This window comes from Pseudomonas sp. COR18, assembly GCF_048568395.1.
Classification (GTDB): Bacteria; Pseudomonadota; Gammaproteobacteria; order Pseudomonadales; family Pseudomonadaceae; genus Aquipseudomonas; species Aquipseudomonas fuscovaginae_B.
This window is the reverse complement of the sequence record NZ_CP183808.1, coordinates 4063836-4079044: the sequence shown is the minus strand read 5'-3', so window position 1 is coordinate 4079044 and position 15209 is coordinate 4063836. Positions and strand designations below refer to the sequence as shown.

Below are 15209 nucleotides of genomic sequence, written 5' to 3'. Positions count from 1 at the left end.
CTTCTTATAGCGCCAAACCGGGTTTTGCCGGGGTTTTCGGCAATGCGACAAATAGCTTCGCAAAGGCGCAGTTTAAACGGTGAGAGGCTTTTCATGCAGAGTCGCGACGAGGAGATTTTCGACTGACGAACCCTGCGACGTGATTTTTAGAAAAATGCCGGCAATCCGGATGGACAGCCCATCCGGTCAGCGGGAGGGCAATCGCCAGCACAGCGATGCCGATAGCGGGGCTCAGCCGCGCTCGGCGGGGACGGAGGACAGCTCGAACGGGCTGCTGCTGCGCCGCTGATTGCGATCCTCCCGCGGCGTGGCGCCGAAGAAGTTGCGGTAGGCGCTGGAGAAATGCGGCCCCGAGGAGAAACCGCAGGACAGGCCGATCTGGATGATCGACTTGCTGGTCTGCATCAGCATCTGCCGGGCCTTGTTCAGGCGCAGCTCCAGGTAGTACTGGCTGGGGACGCGATTGAGGTACTGCTTGAAGATCCGCTCCAGTTGCCGGCGGGACACGCAGACATGCTGGGCGATTTCGTCGGTGGTCAGCGGCTCTTCGATATTGGCTTCCATCAGCAATACCGCCTGGGTCAGCTTCGGATGGCTGGAACCCAGGCGATTCTGCAAGGGAATACGCTGGCGCTCGCCGCCCTCGCGAATGCGCTCGACCACCAGCTCCTCGGACACCGCACCGGCCAGCTCGGCACCGTGATCCCGGGCCAGCACCGCCAACAGCAGGTCCAGCACCGACATGCCACCACAGGCCGTCAGACGGTCACGATCCCAGTCGAACAGATGGCTGGTGGCGATCACCTTGGGGAAGCGCTCGGCGAAGTCATCCTGCCAACGCCAGTGCACCGCGGCGCGGTATCCATCGAGCAGGCCCAGTTGGGCCAGTGGATAGACCCCGGCGGACAATCCGCCGATCATGCAACCGGAACGCACCAGTTGCTTGAGGGCACTGGCCAGGGCTGGCGCCAGCGCGGCCGGTGGTTCGTCAGCCAGCAGGAACAGTTTCTGGCAGCCCTCGAGCTGTCCAGCCCAGGGCTCCCCCGGCAATTGCCAGGCCGCCGCGGCACCACCTTGCGCCGGTGTCTCGGCCTGCAGGAACGACAGCTCGTAGATCACTTCCGGATGCACGCGCTGGGCGACACGCAAGGCCTCCTCGGCCAGCGCCAGCGTCAAGGCTTTAGTGCCGGGCCAAATCAGGAAACCAATTCGATGGGCAGTCATGGCGTGCAATCCGAAAGCAGAACAGGGTTAAAGGCCGGGAACGACCTCATCAAAGTAGACCAGGCCGCACACGGCGCGCAGAATGACCTATTTTGGTGCACAGTGGCAGCAGAAAAAGCGACGACTATTTCAGGCTGCCCGACAAAAATTGCTGCAGACGCTCGGATTGCGGATTGACCAGCACCTCGCGAGGATTGCCGCGCTCCTCCACCAGCCCCTTGTGCAGGAACACCAACTGGTTGGAGACTTCACGGGCAAAGCCCATTTCGTGGGTCACCACGACCATGGTCCGGCCTTCCTGGGCCAGGGACTGCATGACCTTCAGCACGTCACCGACCAGTTCCGGGTCGAGAGCCGAGGTCGGCTCGTCGAACAGCATCACTTCCGGTTCCATCGCCAGCGCCCGGGCAATCGCCACGCGCTGCTGCTCGCCGCCGGACATGTGCCCCGGATAGGCGTCCTTGCGGTGCGCCACGCCCACCTTGTTCAGGTAGTGCTCGGCCTTCTCCAGCGCTTCCTTCTTCGACACGCCCAGCACGTGCACGGGCGCTTCGATGATGTTTTCCAGCGCGGTCATGTGCGACCACAGGTTGAAGTGCTGGAACACCATCGACAGCCGCGAGCGCATGCGCTGCAACTGCTTGGGATCGGCGGCCTTCATGGCGCCGTCCTTGTTCGCGACGAGCTTGAGCTCTTCGTTGTTGAGCAGGATACGTCCGGCGTGCGGCTGCTCCAGCAGGTTGATGCAGCGCAGGAAGGTACTCTTGCCGGAGCCACTGGAGCCGATGATGCTGATCACATCGCCAGCCTGGGCCGCCAGGGACACGCCCTTGAGCACTTCGTGACTGCCATAGCGTTTATGCAGGTCTTGGACTTCAAGCTTGTACATGCGGTCGGTTCTCACGAAAACAGTCAGGTCAGTCGCTGAGCAGGCGCCCGTGGCGCAGGGGCTCGCGCCCCGCCACCTTGGCCAGCCAGATCGAGGGTTGGGCGTAACGCAGCCGTTCCACGGCAAACAGCACACCGGCCGTGCCGGCACGGACGGTGCTGGCCCGGTCGGACAAGGGATCGATCACTTCGAACAAGGGTTCGCCGGGCTCCACCCAACTGCCCACCGGGCACAGGTAGCTGACGACACCGGGATGGGGCGCGTAGAGCAACTCGGTGCCTTCGAACGGCATGGCCTCGCAGGCTTGGTGCTGCGCCGCCGGCCACTCGCCGTCGATCAGCCCCTGCTCGGCCAGGAATGCCAGGATGCCTTCGGCATGGGCCACCGCCGCGTCCGGCCCGGTATCGGCCTGGCCGCCCAGTTCGATGGTGGTGGACATCCCCGCCAGGGGAATCGCGGCCTGCGGGAAGCGCCGCGACAGGCGCAGCCAGGGCAGCGAACAGGCCTCGTCGAACGAGGTGCCGCCGGAGTCCTCCGCCACCAGCGCCACCCGCACATTCAGGTGCGCGGCCAGCGAGCGCCATTGCGGCCAGTGCTGCGGCAGCGCATACAGGTGCAGTGCCGCCTCGCAGTCGCAATGCAGGTCCAGCACGATGTCGGCATCACAGGCGTGGCCGAGCAGAATCCGCTGCATGCCCTGCAACGGGCTGTCAGCCGGCGGCAACGCGGCCAGCACATCGCGCATGGCCTGGCGAATCAACTGCACGTTGGCGTGGGGGTCGTCACCCAGTCGACCATCGACCAGCGCCGCGACCGGCTCGCTCAGCTCGACGAAATCGCGGTTGAAATTCTTGCCGCTGGAGTACTCGAAGCGCCCCTGGTGATTGCCTTGCAGCAACTGGCCAAGCCCAATCGGGTTGGCGACCGGGACCAGCTCGACGACGCCCTTCAGGGCCCCGCGGGCCTCCAGCTCGGCGAGGCGCTTCTTCAACTCCCAGGCGGTACGCATGCCCGGCAGTTCGTCGGCATGCAGGCTGGCCTGGATATAGGCCTTGCGTTCACCGCTGCCGAAACGGAACACCGACAACCGACGCTCGGTACCCAGGCTGCCCCAGGGCAGCGAATGATCGATACGTTCCATCTCAATGCTTCCGTGGAGCCAGGTAGCTCAGCCAGCGGCGCTCGGCCAGCTTGAACAGGCGCACCAGGATGAAGGTCAGGCACAGGTAGAACACACCCGCGGTGATGTAGGCCTCGAACGGCAGGTAATACTGGGCGTTGACGGTACGGGCGGCACCGGTGATGTCGATCAGCGTCACGATGGAGGCCAGGCTGGTGGTCTGCAGCATCATGATCACTTCGTTGCTGTACTGCGGCAGCGCCCGACGCAGGGCCGACGGCAGCAGAATGCGCCGATACATCTTGTAGCGGGACATGCCGACCGCCTTGGCCGCCTCGATCTCGCCATTGGGCGTAGCCTTGAGGCTGCCGGCGATGATTTCGGCGGTGTAGGCGCTGGTGTTGATGGCAAAGGCCAGGCAGGCGCAGAAGGTCGCGCTCGACAGCCATGGCCAGAGGAAGCTTTCGCGCACCACTTCGAACTGGGCCAGACCGTAGTAGATCAGGAACAGTTGCACCAGCATCGGCGTACCACGAATCACGTAGGTGTAGAGCCAGGCCGCACCGTTGACCAGCGGCTGTTTTGAGACCCGCATCAGCCCCAGCGGTACCGCCACCAGCAGGCCGAAAAACAGCGACAGGGCCAGCAGTTTCAGAGTGGTCAGCAGGCCGCCGAGGTACAGCGGCATGGCTTCCCAGACGACGTTGTAGTCGAAGATCATAGATCAGCCGCCCTTACGCCTACCGAGTAGCGCTTCTCGAGGTGACGCAGTGCCAGCAACGAGACACTGGTGATCACCAGGTACATCGCCGCCACTGCAAGAAAGAAGGTGAAAGGCTCACGGGTGGCATCCGCCGCCTGCTTGGCCTTGAACATCATGTCCTGCAGACCGACCACGGAAATCAGCGCGGTCGCCTTGGTCAACACCAGCCAGTTGTTGGTGAAGCCGGGGATCGCCAGGCGGATCATCTGCGGCACCAGCACCCGGAAGAACACCTGCAGGCTGCTCATCCCGTAGGCCATGCCGGCTTCGGCCTGCCCCTTGGGGATCGCCATGAAGGCACCGCGGAAGGTTTCCGACAGGTAGGCGCCGAAAATGAAACCCAGCGTACCGATACCGGCGACCAGCGGATTGAGATCGATATAGTCGTCATAACCGAGCAGCGGCGCGACTCGGTTGATCAGATCCTGGCCGCCGTAGAAGATCAGCAGGATCAGCACCAGGTCGGGGATACCACGGATCACGGTGGCGTACAGGTCACCGAGCCGGGCCAGCCAGCGTACCGGCGACAGGCGCAGCGCCACCCCGATCAAACCCAGAACAATGGCCAGGGCCATGGACGACAAGGCGAGCTGAAGCGTCAGCCAAGCACCATCGAGGATGACAGCCCCGTAGCCTTTCAACATGATTCAGGTCCTCGAAAATTGGGATGAAAAAATGGCGCAAACCGCAGGGATCCTGTTGCTTGCGCCATTTCGGACGAGCTGGCGAGATTTACTTGCCGTAAATATCGAAGTCGAAGTACTTGTCCTGGATCTGCTTGTACTTGCCGTTGGCACGGATCGCGGCGATGGCGGCGTTGATCTTGTCCAGATCGGCCTTGTCACCCTTGCGCACGGCGATACCTACGCCGTCACCGAAGTATTTGACGTCGGTGAACTGCGGCCCCACGAAAGCGAAACCCTTGCCGGCGTCGGTCTTCAGGAAACCGTCCTGCAGCAGGGTGGCATCAGCCACGGTGCCGTCCAGGCGACCGGCTTCCACGTCCAGGTAGATCTCGTTCTGCGAACCGTACGGCTTGACTTCGGCACCCAGCGGCTTGAGCACTTCCTCGGCGAAACGATTGTGGATCGAGCCACGCTGCACGCCGATCTTCTTGCCCTTGAGCTCGACCAGGCTGTCGCTGACCACGGTGCCTTCCTTCATGACCAGGCGGGCCGGGGTGTTGTAGTACTTGTTGGTGAAGTCGACGGACTTCTTGCGATCGTCGGTGATCGACATGGACGACAGGATCGCGTCGATCTTGCGGACCTTCAGCGCCGGGATCAGGCCATCGAACTCCTGCTCGACCCAGACACATTTGACCTTCATCTCTTCGCACAGGGCGTTGCCGATGTCGTAGTCGAAACCGACGATGCTGCCGTCCGGGGCCTTCGAGGCGAATGGAGGGTAGGCCGCTTCGATACCAATTTTCAGAGGCTTTTCATCGGCGAATGTAGGCAGCGACAGCACGGACAGTGCCAGGGCGCCAAGAAGCACGAGTTTCTTCATCTTAGGACTCCATCGGTAAAGGGCAAAAACGGCAGAGTGAGCGCGAGCCCAATATGCGAAGGGTGAACAGGGATTACGGCGCCGCGTCCTGCGAGGGCCGATTGGGCGGCGGTCCATGCACAACGACCAGCGAGTGATCGGCATTCTAACGACAGGCCCGAAGTCGATATTTCCTCAATGCGACAAGTAATTACAGAAGCATCGAGAATGCCGACCCGGCACATTGACAGCCCTTGAAATTCATGCAAGGGCAAAAGAAAGGCAACCGATCTACGCTGCAAATTGCGGGCCTATTATTCGCAAAGCCTTCTATTACGGCAAGCGCGGTGTGCGACGAGGCTCTTTTCGACCGATATCGTCAGCCGAAATCGGGCAAAAGCGTTTCCCTATGCCCCGAATGCGGGCGACAGGTGACATATTTGGTTACTTCGCAGTGCATGGGTAACAAGAAGAAACGTCCCACGACAAAAACCGATATTTATCTCTTTTCAATCACCCATCCGATAGCCCTTCTCCAGAATGAAAAAGCCCCGCCCGGCTCATCGCCGGACGGGGCCTTCTTTGCCTGGGCAGCCTCAGGCGACGTTCATGGTCTTGTGGGTGTCGATCAGGTGCTGCACCACGCTCGGGTCTGCCAGGGTCGAGATATCACCCAGCCCATCGTATTCCGCCGTGGCGATCTTGCGCAGGATACGGCGCATGATTTTCCCCGAACGGGTCTTGGGCAGGCCCGGCGCCCACTGGATGACATCCGGCGAAGCGATCGGTCCGATCTCGCGGCGTACCCAGTTCTTCAGTTCCAGGCGCAGCGCTTCGCTCGGCTCCTCGCCACTGTTGAGGGTGACATAGACGTAGATGCCCTGCCCCTTGATATCGTGCGGCACCCCCACCACGGCCGCTTCGGCGACTTTCGGATGGGCGACCATGGCGCTTTCGATTTCGGCGGTGCCCATGCGGTGGCCGGAGACGTTGAGCACATCGTCGACACGGCCGGTGATCCAGTAGTAGCCATCCTCGTCGCGGCGCGCACCGTCACCGGTGAAATACATGCCGCGGAAGGTCTTGAAGTAGGTGTCGACGAAGCGGTCATGGTCGCCGTACAGGGTACGCGCCTGGCCCGGCCACGAGTCGAGGATCACCAGGTTGCCTTCGGCCGCCCCTTCGATGATGTTGCCCAGGTTGTCCACCAGCGCCGGTACCACGCCGAAGAACGGACGGGCCGCGGAACCTGGCTTGAGGGCGTGGGCCCCCGGCAGCGGGCTCATCATGTTGCCGCCGGTCTCGGTCTGCCACCAGGTATCGACGATCGGGCAGCGCGACTTGCCGACATTCCTGTAGTACCAGTCCCAGGCTTCCGGGTTGATCGGCTCACCCACCGAGCCGAGCAGGCGCAGGCTGCTGCCGTCGGCGCCTTCGACTGCGGCCGAACCCTGGGCCATCATGGCGCGGATCGCCGTCGGTGCGGTGTAGAGGATGTTGACCTTGTGCTTGTCGACGATCTTCGCCACCCGGGTGATATCCGGATAGTTCGGCACGCCCTCGAACAGCACGGTGGTCGCGCCGTTGGCCAGCGGGCCGTAGACGATATAGCTGTGGCCGGTGACCCAGCCGACGTCGGCGGTGCACCAGTAGATCTCGCCCGGACGGTAGTCGAACACACGCTCGTGGGTCAGGGCCGCATACAGCAGGTAACCGCCGCTGGTGTGCTGCACCCCCTTGGGCTTGCCGGTGGAACCGGAGGTATAAAGGATGAACAGGGCCTCTTCGGCGCCCATCTCCTTGGGCGCGCAGACGCTGCCCGCCACTTTCATCAGGTCCTCGAACCAGATGTCGCGATGCTGGTTCCACTTGATGTCGCCACCGGTGCGCTTGCACACGATGACCTTCTGGATGCTGTTGGTTTCCGGGTTGGTCAGGGCATCGTCGACGTTGGCCTTGAGCGGGATCTTCTTGCCGGCGCGTACGCCTTCGTCGGCGGTGATCACCACCTTCGAGCGGCAGTCGATGATCCGACCGGCCAGAGCCTCCGGGGAGAAACCACCGAACACCACCGAGTGGATCGCGCCGATCCGCGCACAGGCCAGCATGGCCACCACGGCTTCGGGAATCATCGGCATGTAGATGGTCACCACGTCGCCGCGATGAACGTCCTGGCCACGCAGGGCGTTGGCGAACTTGCAGACCTGCTCGTGCAGCTCGCGATAGGTGATGTTGCGCGAATCGGCAGGATCGTCGCCTTCCCAGATGATCGCGACCTGGTCGCCGCGCTCGGCCAGATGGCGGTCCAGGCAGTTATAGGAAACGTTCAGGGTGCCGTCGGCGAACCATTTGATATCGACGTGATGGTCGTCAAAGGAAGTCCGTTTTACCGTGGTGAAAGGCTTGATCCAGTCGAGACGCTTGGCCTGCTCGCGCCAGAAGCCATCAGGGTTGACGACCGACTGCTGGTACATCGCCTTGTAGGTCGCCTCGTCGGTCAGCGTATTGGCCAGAACCTCAGGGCGAACGGGGTACAGGGAAGCCGCACTCATCTTTCTTACCTCGGTGACATAGTTGTTGTTTTATGGCCCTGTTGTAGCCGGGCTGACGCTGCCGGACCATTCGACGATGGTAGTAACAAAACCCTACAAAACGTCGTGAATACCGCCAACAGGGCTCAAGCACGTGGCCTGTGGCGATATTCGGCCCAGGGAAAATATCTTCGGGCAGGACGTTTTTTCGACGATTGTTACAGGTTTTGTCAATAGTCTTTATCAAAAGCCCACCTGTATGAACGACTGGCGCACTCTTAAAATCAACTTCGCCAACTAAGGCAACGAATTAACCAGACGACAGCCCCCACGAAGGCCGTTAATTCGAATTCAAACTTCCAGAGCTTCACACGTGGTCCCACAAGGGCCGCGTGCCCCTACACGACCATCAATAGGTGAACCGATGAAACTTTTTGCCGCTTTAGTCCTCAGCAGCCTCTGTGCAACAGCCATGGCCGACGAGGCGGCGACCGATGTAGCCAGCCGGAACCTGCCGGTAGAGGAATACACTTACTCCATGCACCCGGATATTCACAAAGTTATCTCCATGAGTGAAATTCCGGAAGTTTGCGAAGTTGTACCGGCACGCATGGTTTATGAAGACTCCCAGGGTGTTCGGCATGTCATGGAATATCGTGTAATGGGTAATGGTTGTTCCAACGGCTGATCGCCCGCCTTGAAAGCCGCTTGCCGCAGGAAGCGATTCTTGCGGCTGCGGCAAGGGTGTCCTTGCACAACGGTCATCATCCGGCCGCCTCCCGCAGCGAACCACTCGTCGCCAACACCCCCGCCAGGCAAAAAATTCTTTTGCCGCCAAAGCCCTGCAAACCCGAGCCGTGCCCGCCCAAGCACACGCAAGGGCGGAATCCGTCACACCACTGACCGCAAAAAGCCCTTATAATGTCCCGGTAAAACGGGCTTGCAATATTCCCTTGCAGGGTAGCGTTCTCACGCTGGCATCGCTGCAGGAACCGGCGTCATCCCCGCGCCATCCGCCCCTCGGGGCCCCGTACAAATTTCCCGTTGTTTGCCTGCACAGCCGGTGCAAGCAACGATTCCTTATATCCAATGTGGCCATCGTGCCGTGTGATAAACCGCCCATCCGTGTTTTCACACCGGCGTCAGGCCCTCACGCAGGAGACGACACGTCATGCTGAGCTGGGACGAATTCGACAAAGAAGACGGCGAAGTAGCAGAAAAAGAGAGCAAGACCGGCCAGGCCAGCGAAGCCACCCTCGATCGCCTGGACAGCGCCGGCGGTGCCGCCGCCCTCGAAGCCCGTGCCGTGACCGCCAGCGACTCCGCCGCGATCATCCGCGCCAAGGCCGCCCTCGACGCCCTCGATGTCGCCGAAGGCCTGGCCGAACTCGAAGGCGCCTCGGCCCGTGTCGCCGTCGACGAGAAGCGCATGATCAACTGCCGCGCCGACCTCAACCAGCTCGTACCTTTCAAATACGACTGGGCCTGGCAGAAATACCTCGACGGCTGCGCCAACCACTGGATGCCGCAAGAGGTCAACATGACCGCCGACATCGCCCTCTGGAAAAACCCCGAAGGCCTGACCGACGACGAGCGTCGTATCGTCATGCGCAACCTGGGCTTCTTCTCCACCGCCGACTCCCTGGTGGCGAACAACCTGGTCCTGGCCGTCTACCGCCTGATCACCAACCCCGAGTGCCGCCAGTACATCCTGCGCCAGGCCTTCGAGGAGGCGATCCACACCCACGCCTACCAGTACTGCATCGAATCGCTGGCCATGGATGAAGGCGAGATCTTCAACATGTACCACGAGATCCCCTCGGTGGCGAAAAAGGCCACCTGGGGCCTGAAGTACACCCGCTCGATCTCCGACCCGCAGTTCAACACCGGCACAGTCGAGACCGACAAGGAACTGCTGCGCAACCTGATCGCCTACTACTGCGTGCTCGAAGGCATCTTCTTCTACTGCGGCTTCACCCAGATCCTGTCCATGGGCCGGCGCAACAAGATGACCGGCGTCGCCGAGCAGTTCCAGTACATCCTGCGCGACGAGTCCATGCACCTGAACTTCGGCATCGACGTGATCAACCAGATCAAGATCGAGAACCCGCACCTGTGGGATGCCGAGATGAAGGAAGAAGCGACCCAGATGATCCTGCAGGGCACCCAGCTGGAAATCGAATACGCCCGTGACACCATGCCGCGCGGCGTGCTGGGCATGAACGCGGCGATGATGGAGGACTACCTCAAGTTCATCGCCAACCGTCGCCTGTCGCAGATCGGCCTGAAGGAAGAGTACCCGGGCACCACCAACCCGTTCCCGTGGATGAGCGAGATCATGGACCTGAAGAAGGAAAAGAACTTCTTCGAGACCCGCGTGATCGAGTACCAGACCGGCGGTGCACTGAGCTGGGATTGATTCGTCCCGCACGCATGGATCGCGACGCCAAAAGCCCTGACCTGTTCAGGGCTTTTTCATGGGTGGGCCATTGGCGGGCTTGCCCGCCAATGAGCCCTCAACATCATCGAAAAGCCTCCCGATCAGACACCCAGGCCTACTCGGTGCCGACCGGCGACCGATAGTCGGATTGCCGAAAAATCCTTTGCTCCAGCTCGAAAACAACTGTACAAAAACACAGTATTTTCAAGTCAACCCATCGATCCTGGAGAGCCCCATGTCCAGCCAAGCTGCCAATCATGTGATGAGTACTACCGTTGAACGCATGGTCCTGCATCAATTCACCCCGCTGCACTGCCGGCAAGCCCGCGCGATGCTGGGTTGGAGTCGCGAGCAGTTGAGCCAGGAGTCTGGCGTCTCGGTGGCCGCCGTACAGCGTTTCGAGAAGGGCGATTCCCTCAGGGATGTCACCCGATTGGCCCTGGCCTTTCGCTTCGAGGCCGAAGGCCTGGTGTTCTTCCCAGGCTTTGCACCCGGCCGTGGAATGAACATTCGCGGCACTACACCGGACCCGATCGAACGACAGGACTACGAACTGATCGAGTAATCGATTCAGGTCGGCACTGCCGGCCTGCCCTGCAAGCCGGGCACCGGGTCGGGCCCGCCGGCTTTCGACGCAAACGGGTGAACGCAGGGGCGTTTCCTGGATCGCCTAGCGAGTACTCAGGGCGGATTCATTCTCCAGGGCCTGTTCCACCTCCAGCCACCAGGCGCGCCCGCGATGGGGCTGCATCAGGTTGAAGGCTTCGCCAATGGCGGGGGTGGTGATGGACACGTTATTGTCCCAGGCCAGCGCCAGGATCCGCTCGAAGGGTTCGTACCAGGCATGGAACGACAGGTCGAAGGTGCCATTGTGGATCGGCAGCAGCCAGCGCCCCCGCAGGTCCAGGTGCGCCTGCAGGCTCTGCTCCGGCTGCATGTGCACATGAGGCCAGTCGACGTTGTAGGCACCGGTTTCCATCAGCGTCAGGTCGAACGGCCCATAGTGTTCGCCAATCTGCTTGAAGCCGTCGAAGTAACCGCTATCGCCGCTGAAGAAGATCCGCACGTCATCGGCGATCATCACCCAGGAGGCCCACAAGGTCTGGTTGTTGTCGAACAGCGTCCTTCCGGAGAAGTGCTGCGACGGTGTAGCGGCAAAGCGGATGCCCTCGACGACCGTCTCTTCCCACCAGTCCAGTTGCTGCACCTTCTGCGCGGCGATGCCCCATTTGACCAGCAGGTCGCCAACGCCCAGCGGGGCCAGGAAGTGTTTGGTCTTGGCCGCCAGTGCCAATACCGCCTTGTGGTCCAGGTGGTCGTAGTGATTGTGGGAAAGGATCACCGCCTCGATCGGCGGCAGTTCTTCCAGGCTGATGGGCGGCTGATGGAAACGCTTCGGTCCGGCCCACTGAACGGGTGAGGCCCGTTCGGAGAACACCGGATCGGTCAGCCAGAACTTGCCGTGCAACTTGAGCAGCAGGGTCGAGTGGCCGAGACGGAATACGCTGAAGTCGGCAGCCGCAAGCAACTGCTCACGGCTCAGCGCCTGGACCGGTACGCTGCCCGCCGGCCGGGTATTGCGCGGTTTCTGGAAGGTCATTTTCCAGAAGATACCCAAGGTCTTGCCCAGGCCGCCGTGGGGTGTCGGCGCCAGGTTGCGAAAAGCGCCCTGCTCTTTCCGGGATGAGGATCCAGCGACAATACGCGAACGAATGGTCATGACAGGGTGACTCCCGGGAACCCGAAGGAGTTCCCACGCTCAGGTGCTGAAAGATCAGGGGCCGCCGCAGGCAAACCTTGATCGGACGAAGTTGCAGAAAAGAACTACACTACACAGTGTAGTTTCTAGCTTGCGCCAAAGTACTCGCCAAGTAAACTGCCGAGTGTAACTTTTATTGACCTGCCGAAGCCTGCCCATGACCGTCCCCCTGCGCCTCACCGACCGTAAACGCGAAGCCATCATCCAGGCGGCCATCGCGGCCTTTCGCGCCGACGGTTTCGAAGTGACCAGCATGGACCGGATCGCGGCCAAGGCCGAGGTCTCCAAGCGTACGGTATACAACCACTTCCAGAGCAAGGAAGACCTGTTCGCCGAAATTCTCCATCGCCTATGGGCCAGCAGTGCCGCGCAGATGGACATGACCTATCACTCGCAGCGCCCCCTGCGCGAGCAACTGCGCGACATGCTGATGCGCAAGATGCGGCTGTTCAACGATAGCAACTTTCTCGATCTGGCACGGGTGGCGATCGCAGCCACCATTCATGCGCCCGAGCGCGCGCAGGACATGGTCTCGCGACTGGCCAGCCAGGAGGAAGGTTTCAAGCAGTGGATCCGCGACGCCCAGGCCGACGGCAAACTCAAGGCGGTCGACCCCGAGTTCGCCACTCACCAGATCTACGGCCTGCTCAAGGCCTTCGCCTTCTGGCCGCAGATTTCCCTCGGCCAGCCACCGCTGGATACCGCGACACAGACACGCGTCATAGAATCGGCGCTGGATTTGTTCCTTTCCGGCTACGAAATCGTCAAATAGCCGACACGCCCCGCCAAATCACCTGCCAAACCCTAGAAATGGCTTGGAAGGACACTGATTATTCTTTACGGAATCCCCGACAATATTCATCCTGCTTATCAGACGAATAGCGCTTCCGTGCCGAACACATTGCCTGTGTTCCGACAAAGAAATAAGTGACGCAGAGACCTATGGAAATCCATCGAGGCAAAGGGCAATCATTTGCCAGACGCATCTACTTGCCCCGCATGATAGGCGTAGGCGTCGGCTGCTTCAGCATCATCGCCGCACTCGCCCCCTTGTCGATGCCAATCTGGATCTGGGCCCTGCTGGCATTCAACGCCGTGATCTGGCCGCATGTGGCCTATCGTATCGCCCGACACGCCCACTATCCGTACCGGGCGGAACGACGCAACATCCTGATCGACTCGTTGATGGGTGGTTTCTGGGCGGCGACCATCCAGTTCAATCCCCTCGTCACGGTCAACATGCTCGCGCTGATGACCATGCACAACGTCGCCGCTGGCGGCCCGCGGCTGATGCTCAGGGGCTTGCTCGCGCAGTTGCTGGGGATCCTCGTCTCCTGGCTGATCTTTACTCCGGCGTTCAACGGGGTGACCACCCAGATCCAGATCTATGCCTGCCTGCCGGTGTTGATCCTGTACCCGGTGGTCATCGGCATGGGCAGCTTCCAGGTGGCGATCAAGCTCGCCGACCACAAGCGTGCACTGAGCGCCCTGAGCCGTACCGACAGCCTGACCGGGCTGCTCAATCACGGCAGTTGGAAGGACCTGCTGCAGATCAAGTTCCACAAGTGCCGGCAGACACACTGCCAGGCGGCAATCGCATTGATCGATATCGACCACTTCAAGACCATCAACGACAGTTACGGCCATCTGATCGGCGACAGCGTACTGCGCCAGTTGAGCCGCGACCTGAAGGCCAACCTGCGTGAACACGACCTGGCCGGGCGTTATGGCGGTGACGAGTTCTGCGTGATCCTGCCGGGCCTGTCGCTGGAACAGGCCAGCGAGATCATGGAGCGGCTGCGCCAGGTCTTCAGCAACTTGCGCAGCGAGGAAATACCGGAGCTGCGGGTCACCCTGAGCATCGGCCTGGCGCCCTTCCGGGCTAGTTTCAAGGACGCCGGTGCCTGGCTCAACGAGGCCGACAAGGCGCTGTACATCGCCAAGAATACCGGGCGCAACAAGGTCAACAGCACCGACGGTGAAAATACCGAATCCTCGGACGAGTACCTGGCAAGCTCCGCCTGAGCGCCATTCGGCTACTTCAAAGAACCACACGGCGGATTCTTGTACAAGACCAATCTATTTTGTATAAGAATATAAGGCAAAGTGCCATCCATGGAACGCTGGCCACCGGCGCCCTTCCCCCAAGGGTCTGCCGGGCCTGGAAAGGGATAGATCTCCCCTCTCTCCGAGTTCTCATGCCATGTTTTTTGCAGCCCATAAGAAAGCCCTGCAAGACCTGCAACAAACCATCGACCAACAGGCCCACCTGCTCGCGGCCATCGACCGCTCCATGGCCGTCATCGAATTCGATCTCGACGGCATCGTCCTGCGCGCCAACGACAACTTCCTCAAGACCATGGGCTATCGCCAGGAGCAGGTGCTCGGCCAGCCCCATCGTATGTTCTGCTCGCCAGCCTATGCTCGCAGTGCCGAATACAGCCAGTTGTGGTCACGCCTCAAGGCCGGCCAATTCGAGTCCGGCACTTTCGAGCGGGTCGCCGCCGATGGCCGGAGCGTCTGGCTCGAAGCCAGCTACAACCCGATCCGTGACGAGAACGGCAAGGCGGTGAAAATCGTCAAGTACGCCATGGACGTCACCGCCAAGATCCAGCAGGAAAGCGAAGCCAACGGCAAGCTGCAGGCGATCGACCGGGCCATGGCCGCCATCGAGTTCAGGCCCGACGGAACGGTGATCTGCGCCAACCAGAACTTCCTCGACCTGATGGGCTACAGCCTGGCCGAAATCCAGGGCAAGCATCACCGGATCTTCTGCACCCCGGCCACTGTCGGCGGCAGCGACTACCAGGACTTCTGGCGCCGCCTGAACCAGGGCGAATTCTTCAGCGGCCAGTTCGAACGCGTGACCAGGCGTGGCCAGAGCGTCTGGCTCGAAGCCAGCTACAACCCGGTCTACGACGCCAGCGGCAAACTGTGCAAGGTGGTCAAGTTCGCCTCGGACGTGACCCGGCGGGAAGAGAAACATGCCCAGGAC

At 61.2% G+C, this 15209-nt stretch carries 13 protein-coding genes and 1 pseudogene; 6 read left to right on the top strand and 8 right to left on the bottom strand.

Going from position 1 to position 15209, the window contains the following annotated elements; translation table 11 throughout:
• Positions 1-231: 231 nt before the first annotated feature.
• The 7 genes from argR to acs all read right to left on the bottom strand — a co-directional run bounded on the left by argR (position 232) and on the right by acs (position 8036).
• Positions 232-1224, bottom strand: a complete 993-nt coding sequence (gene argR, locus ACM62G_RS18830; protein ID WP_419735327.1) for a transcriptional regulator ArgR — start codon at positions 1222-1224, stop codon at positions 232-234.
• A gap of 124 nt (positions 1225-1348) precedes the next feature.
• The gene (locus ACM62G_RS18825) at positions 1349-2113 is read right to left on the bottom strand and encodes an ABC transporter ATP-binding protein (RefSeq protein ID WP_054058797.1); all 765 of its coding nucleotides are present in this window, start codon (positions 2111-2113) and stop codon (positions 1349-1351) included.
• Positions 2114-2141: 28 nt separating this feature from the next.
• Positions 2142-3254: a succinylglutamate desuccinylase/aspartoacylase family protein gene (locus ACM62G_RS18820; RefSeq protein WP_419735326.1), complete on the bottom strand. Its 1113-nt coding sequence runs from the start codon at positions 3252-3254 to the stop codon at positions 2142-2144.
• 1 nt (position 3255) lies between these two features.
• On the bottom strand, positions 3256-3954 hold the full coding sequence (locus ACM62G_RS18815; protein WP_054058799.1) for an ABC transporter permease: 699 nt from the start codon (positions 3952-3954) through the stop codon (positions 3256-3258).
• Entirely contained in the window at positions 3951-4640 is a 690-nt protein-coding gene (locus tag ACM62G_RS18810; protein ID WP_054058800.1) for an ABC transporter permease, read from the bottom strand. The genes ACM62G_RS18815 and ACM62G_RS18810 overlap by 4 nt, the downstream gene beginning before the upstream one ends.
• 88 nt (positions 4641-4728) lie before the next feature.
• Complete coding sequence (locus ACM62G_RS18805; protein ID WP_017902898.1) at positions 4729-5505, bottom strand: ABC transporter substrate-binding protein; 777 nt, start codon at positions 5503-5505, stop codon at positions 4729-4731.
• Positions 5506-6080: 575 nt separating this feature from the next.
• Positions 6081-8036, bottom strand: a complete 1956-nt coding sequence (gene acs, locus ACM62G_RS18800) for an acetate--CoA ligase (protein WP_054064777.1) — start codon at positions 8034-8036, stop codon at positions 6081-6083.
• Between the two features lie 403 nt (positions 8037-8439).
• On the opposite strand from acs, the gene ACM62G_RS18795 reads away from it, so the two are divergent.
• The 3 genes from ACM62G_RS18795 to ACM62G_RS18785 all read left to right on the top strand — a co-directional run bounded on the left by ACM62G_RS18795 (position 8440) and on the right by ACM62G_RS18785 (position 11020).
• Complete coding sequence (locus tag ACM62G_RS18795; RefSeq protein WP_081005978.1) at positions 8440-8703, top strand: DUF2790 domain-containing protein; 264 nt, start codon at positions 8440-8442, stop codon at positions 8701-8703.
• Between the two features lie 483 nt (positions 8704-9186).
• Complete coding sequence (locus tag ACM62G_RS18790) at positions 9187-10434, top strand: ribonucleotide-diphosphate reductase subunit beta (RefSeq protein WP_416770256.1); 1248 nt, start codon at positions 9187-9189, stop codon at positions 10432-10434.
• A gap of 256 nt (positions 10435-10690) precedes the next feature.
• Positions 10691-11020 (top strand): helix-turn-helix domain-containing protein, encoded by a 330-nt coding sequence (locus tag ACM62G_RS18785; protein WP_054057934.1) that lies wholly within the window; start codon positions 10691-10693, stop codon positions 11018-11020.
• A gap of 105 nt (positions 11021-11125) precedes the next feature.
• Here ACM62G_RS18785 and ACM62G_RS18780 read toward each other — a convergent pair whose 3' ends face one another.
• The gene (locus tag ACM62G_RS18780; protein WP_273820354.1) at positions 11126-12175 is read right to left on the bottom strand and encodes an MBL fold metallo-hydrolase; all 1050 of its coding nucleotides are present in this window, start codon (positions 12173-12175) and stop codon (positions 11126-11128) included.
• Positions 12176-12371: 196 nt separating this feature from the next.
• Here ACM62G_RS18780 and ACM62G_RS18775 point away from each other — a divergent pair, with 196 nt between their 5' ends.
• The 3 genes and pseudogenes from ACM62G_RS18775 to ACM62G_RS18765 all read left to right on the top strand — a co-directional run.
• Positions 12372-12986 carry a TetR/AcrR family transcriptional regulator gene (locus ACM62G_RS18775; protein ID WP_416770261.1) on the top strand — a complete coding sequence of 205 codons (615 nt, stop codon included), beginning with the start codon at positions 12372-12374 and terminating at the stop codon, positions 12984-12986.
• Positions 12987-13156: 170 nt separating this feature from the next.
• Positions 13157-14239, top strand: coding sequence for a diguanylate cyclase (locus ACM62G_RS18770; RefSeq protein WP_273820353.1), 1083 nt, complete (start codon positions 13157-13159; stop codon positions 14237-14239).
• Positions 14240-14417: 178 nt separating this feature from the next.
• A pseudogene (locus tag ACM62G_RS18765) lies at positions 14418-15185 on the top strand (PAS domain-containing protein); the annotation flags it as partial.
• Between the last annotated feature and the right edge of the window lie 24 nt (positions 15186-15209).

What these genes read in the sequence shown, in the direction of transcription:
- argR (WP_419735327.1), bottom strand. Translation starts at nt 1,224, where the DNA reads ATGACTGCCCATCGAATTGGTTTCCTGATTTGGCCCGGCACTAAAGCC.
- ACM62G_RS18825 (WP_054058797.1), bottom strand. Translation starts at nt 2,113, where the DNA reads ATGTACAAGCTTGAAGTCCAAGACCTGCATAAACGCTATGGCAGTCAC.
- ACM62G_RS18820 (WP_419735326.1), bottom strand. Translation starts at nt 3,254, where the DNA reads ATGGAACGTATCGATCATTCGCTGCCCTGGGGCAGCCTGGGTACCGAG.
- ACM62G_RS18815 (WP_054058799.1), bottom strand. Translation starts at nt 3,954, where the DNA reads ATGATCTTCGACTACAACGTCGTCTGGGAAGCCATGCCGCTGTACCTC.
- ACM62G_RS18810 (WP_054058800.1), bottom strand. Translation starts at nt 4,640, where the DNA reads ATGTTGAAAGGCTACGGGGCTGTCATCCTCGATGGTGCTTGGCTGACG.
- ACM62G_RS18805 (WP_017902898.1), bottom strand. Translation starts at nt 5,505, where the DNA reads ATGAAGAAACTCGTGCTTCTTGGCGCCCTGGCACTGTCCGTGCTGTCG.
- acs (WP_054064777.1), bottom strand. Translation starts at nt 8,036, where the DNA reads ATGAGTGCGGCTTCCCTGTACCCCGTTCGCCCTGAGGTTCTGGCCAAT.
- ACM62G_RS18795 (WP_081005978.1), top strand. Translation starts at nt 8,440, where the DNA reads ATGAAACTTTTTGCCGCTTTAGTCCTCAGCAGCCTCTGTGCAACAGCC.
- ACM62G_RS18790 (WP_416770256.1), top strand. Translation starts at nt 9,187, where the DNA reads ATGCTGAGCTGGGACGAATTCGACAAAGAAGACGGCGAAGTAGCAGAA.
- ACM62G_RS18785 (WP_054057934.1), top strand. Translation starts at nt 10,691, where the DNA reads ATGTCCAGCCAAGCTGCCAATCATGTGATGAGTACTACCGTTGAACGC.
- ACM62G_RS18780 (WP_273820354.1), bottom strand. Translation starts at nt 12,175, where the DNA reads ATGACCATTCGTTCGCGTATTGTCGCTGGATCCTCATCCCGGAAAGAG.
- ACM62G_RS18775 (WP_416770261.1), top strand. Translation starts at nt 12,372, where the DNA reads ATGACCGTCCCCCTGCGCCTCACCGACCGTAAACGCGAAGCCATCATC.
- ACM62G_RS18770 (WP_273820353.1), top strand. Translation starts at nt 13,157, where the DNA reads ATGGAAATCCATCGAGGCAAAGGGCAATCATTTGCCAGACGCATCTAC.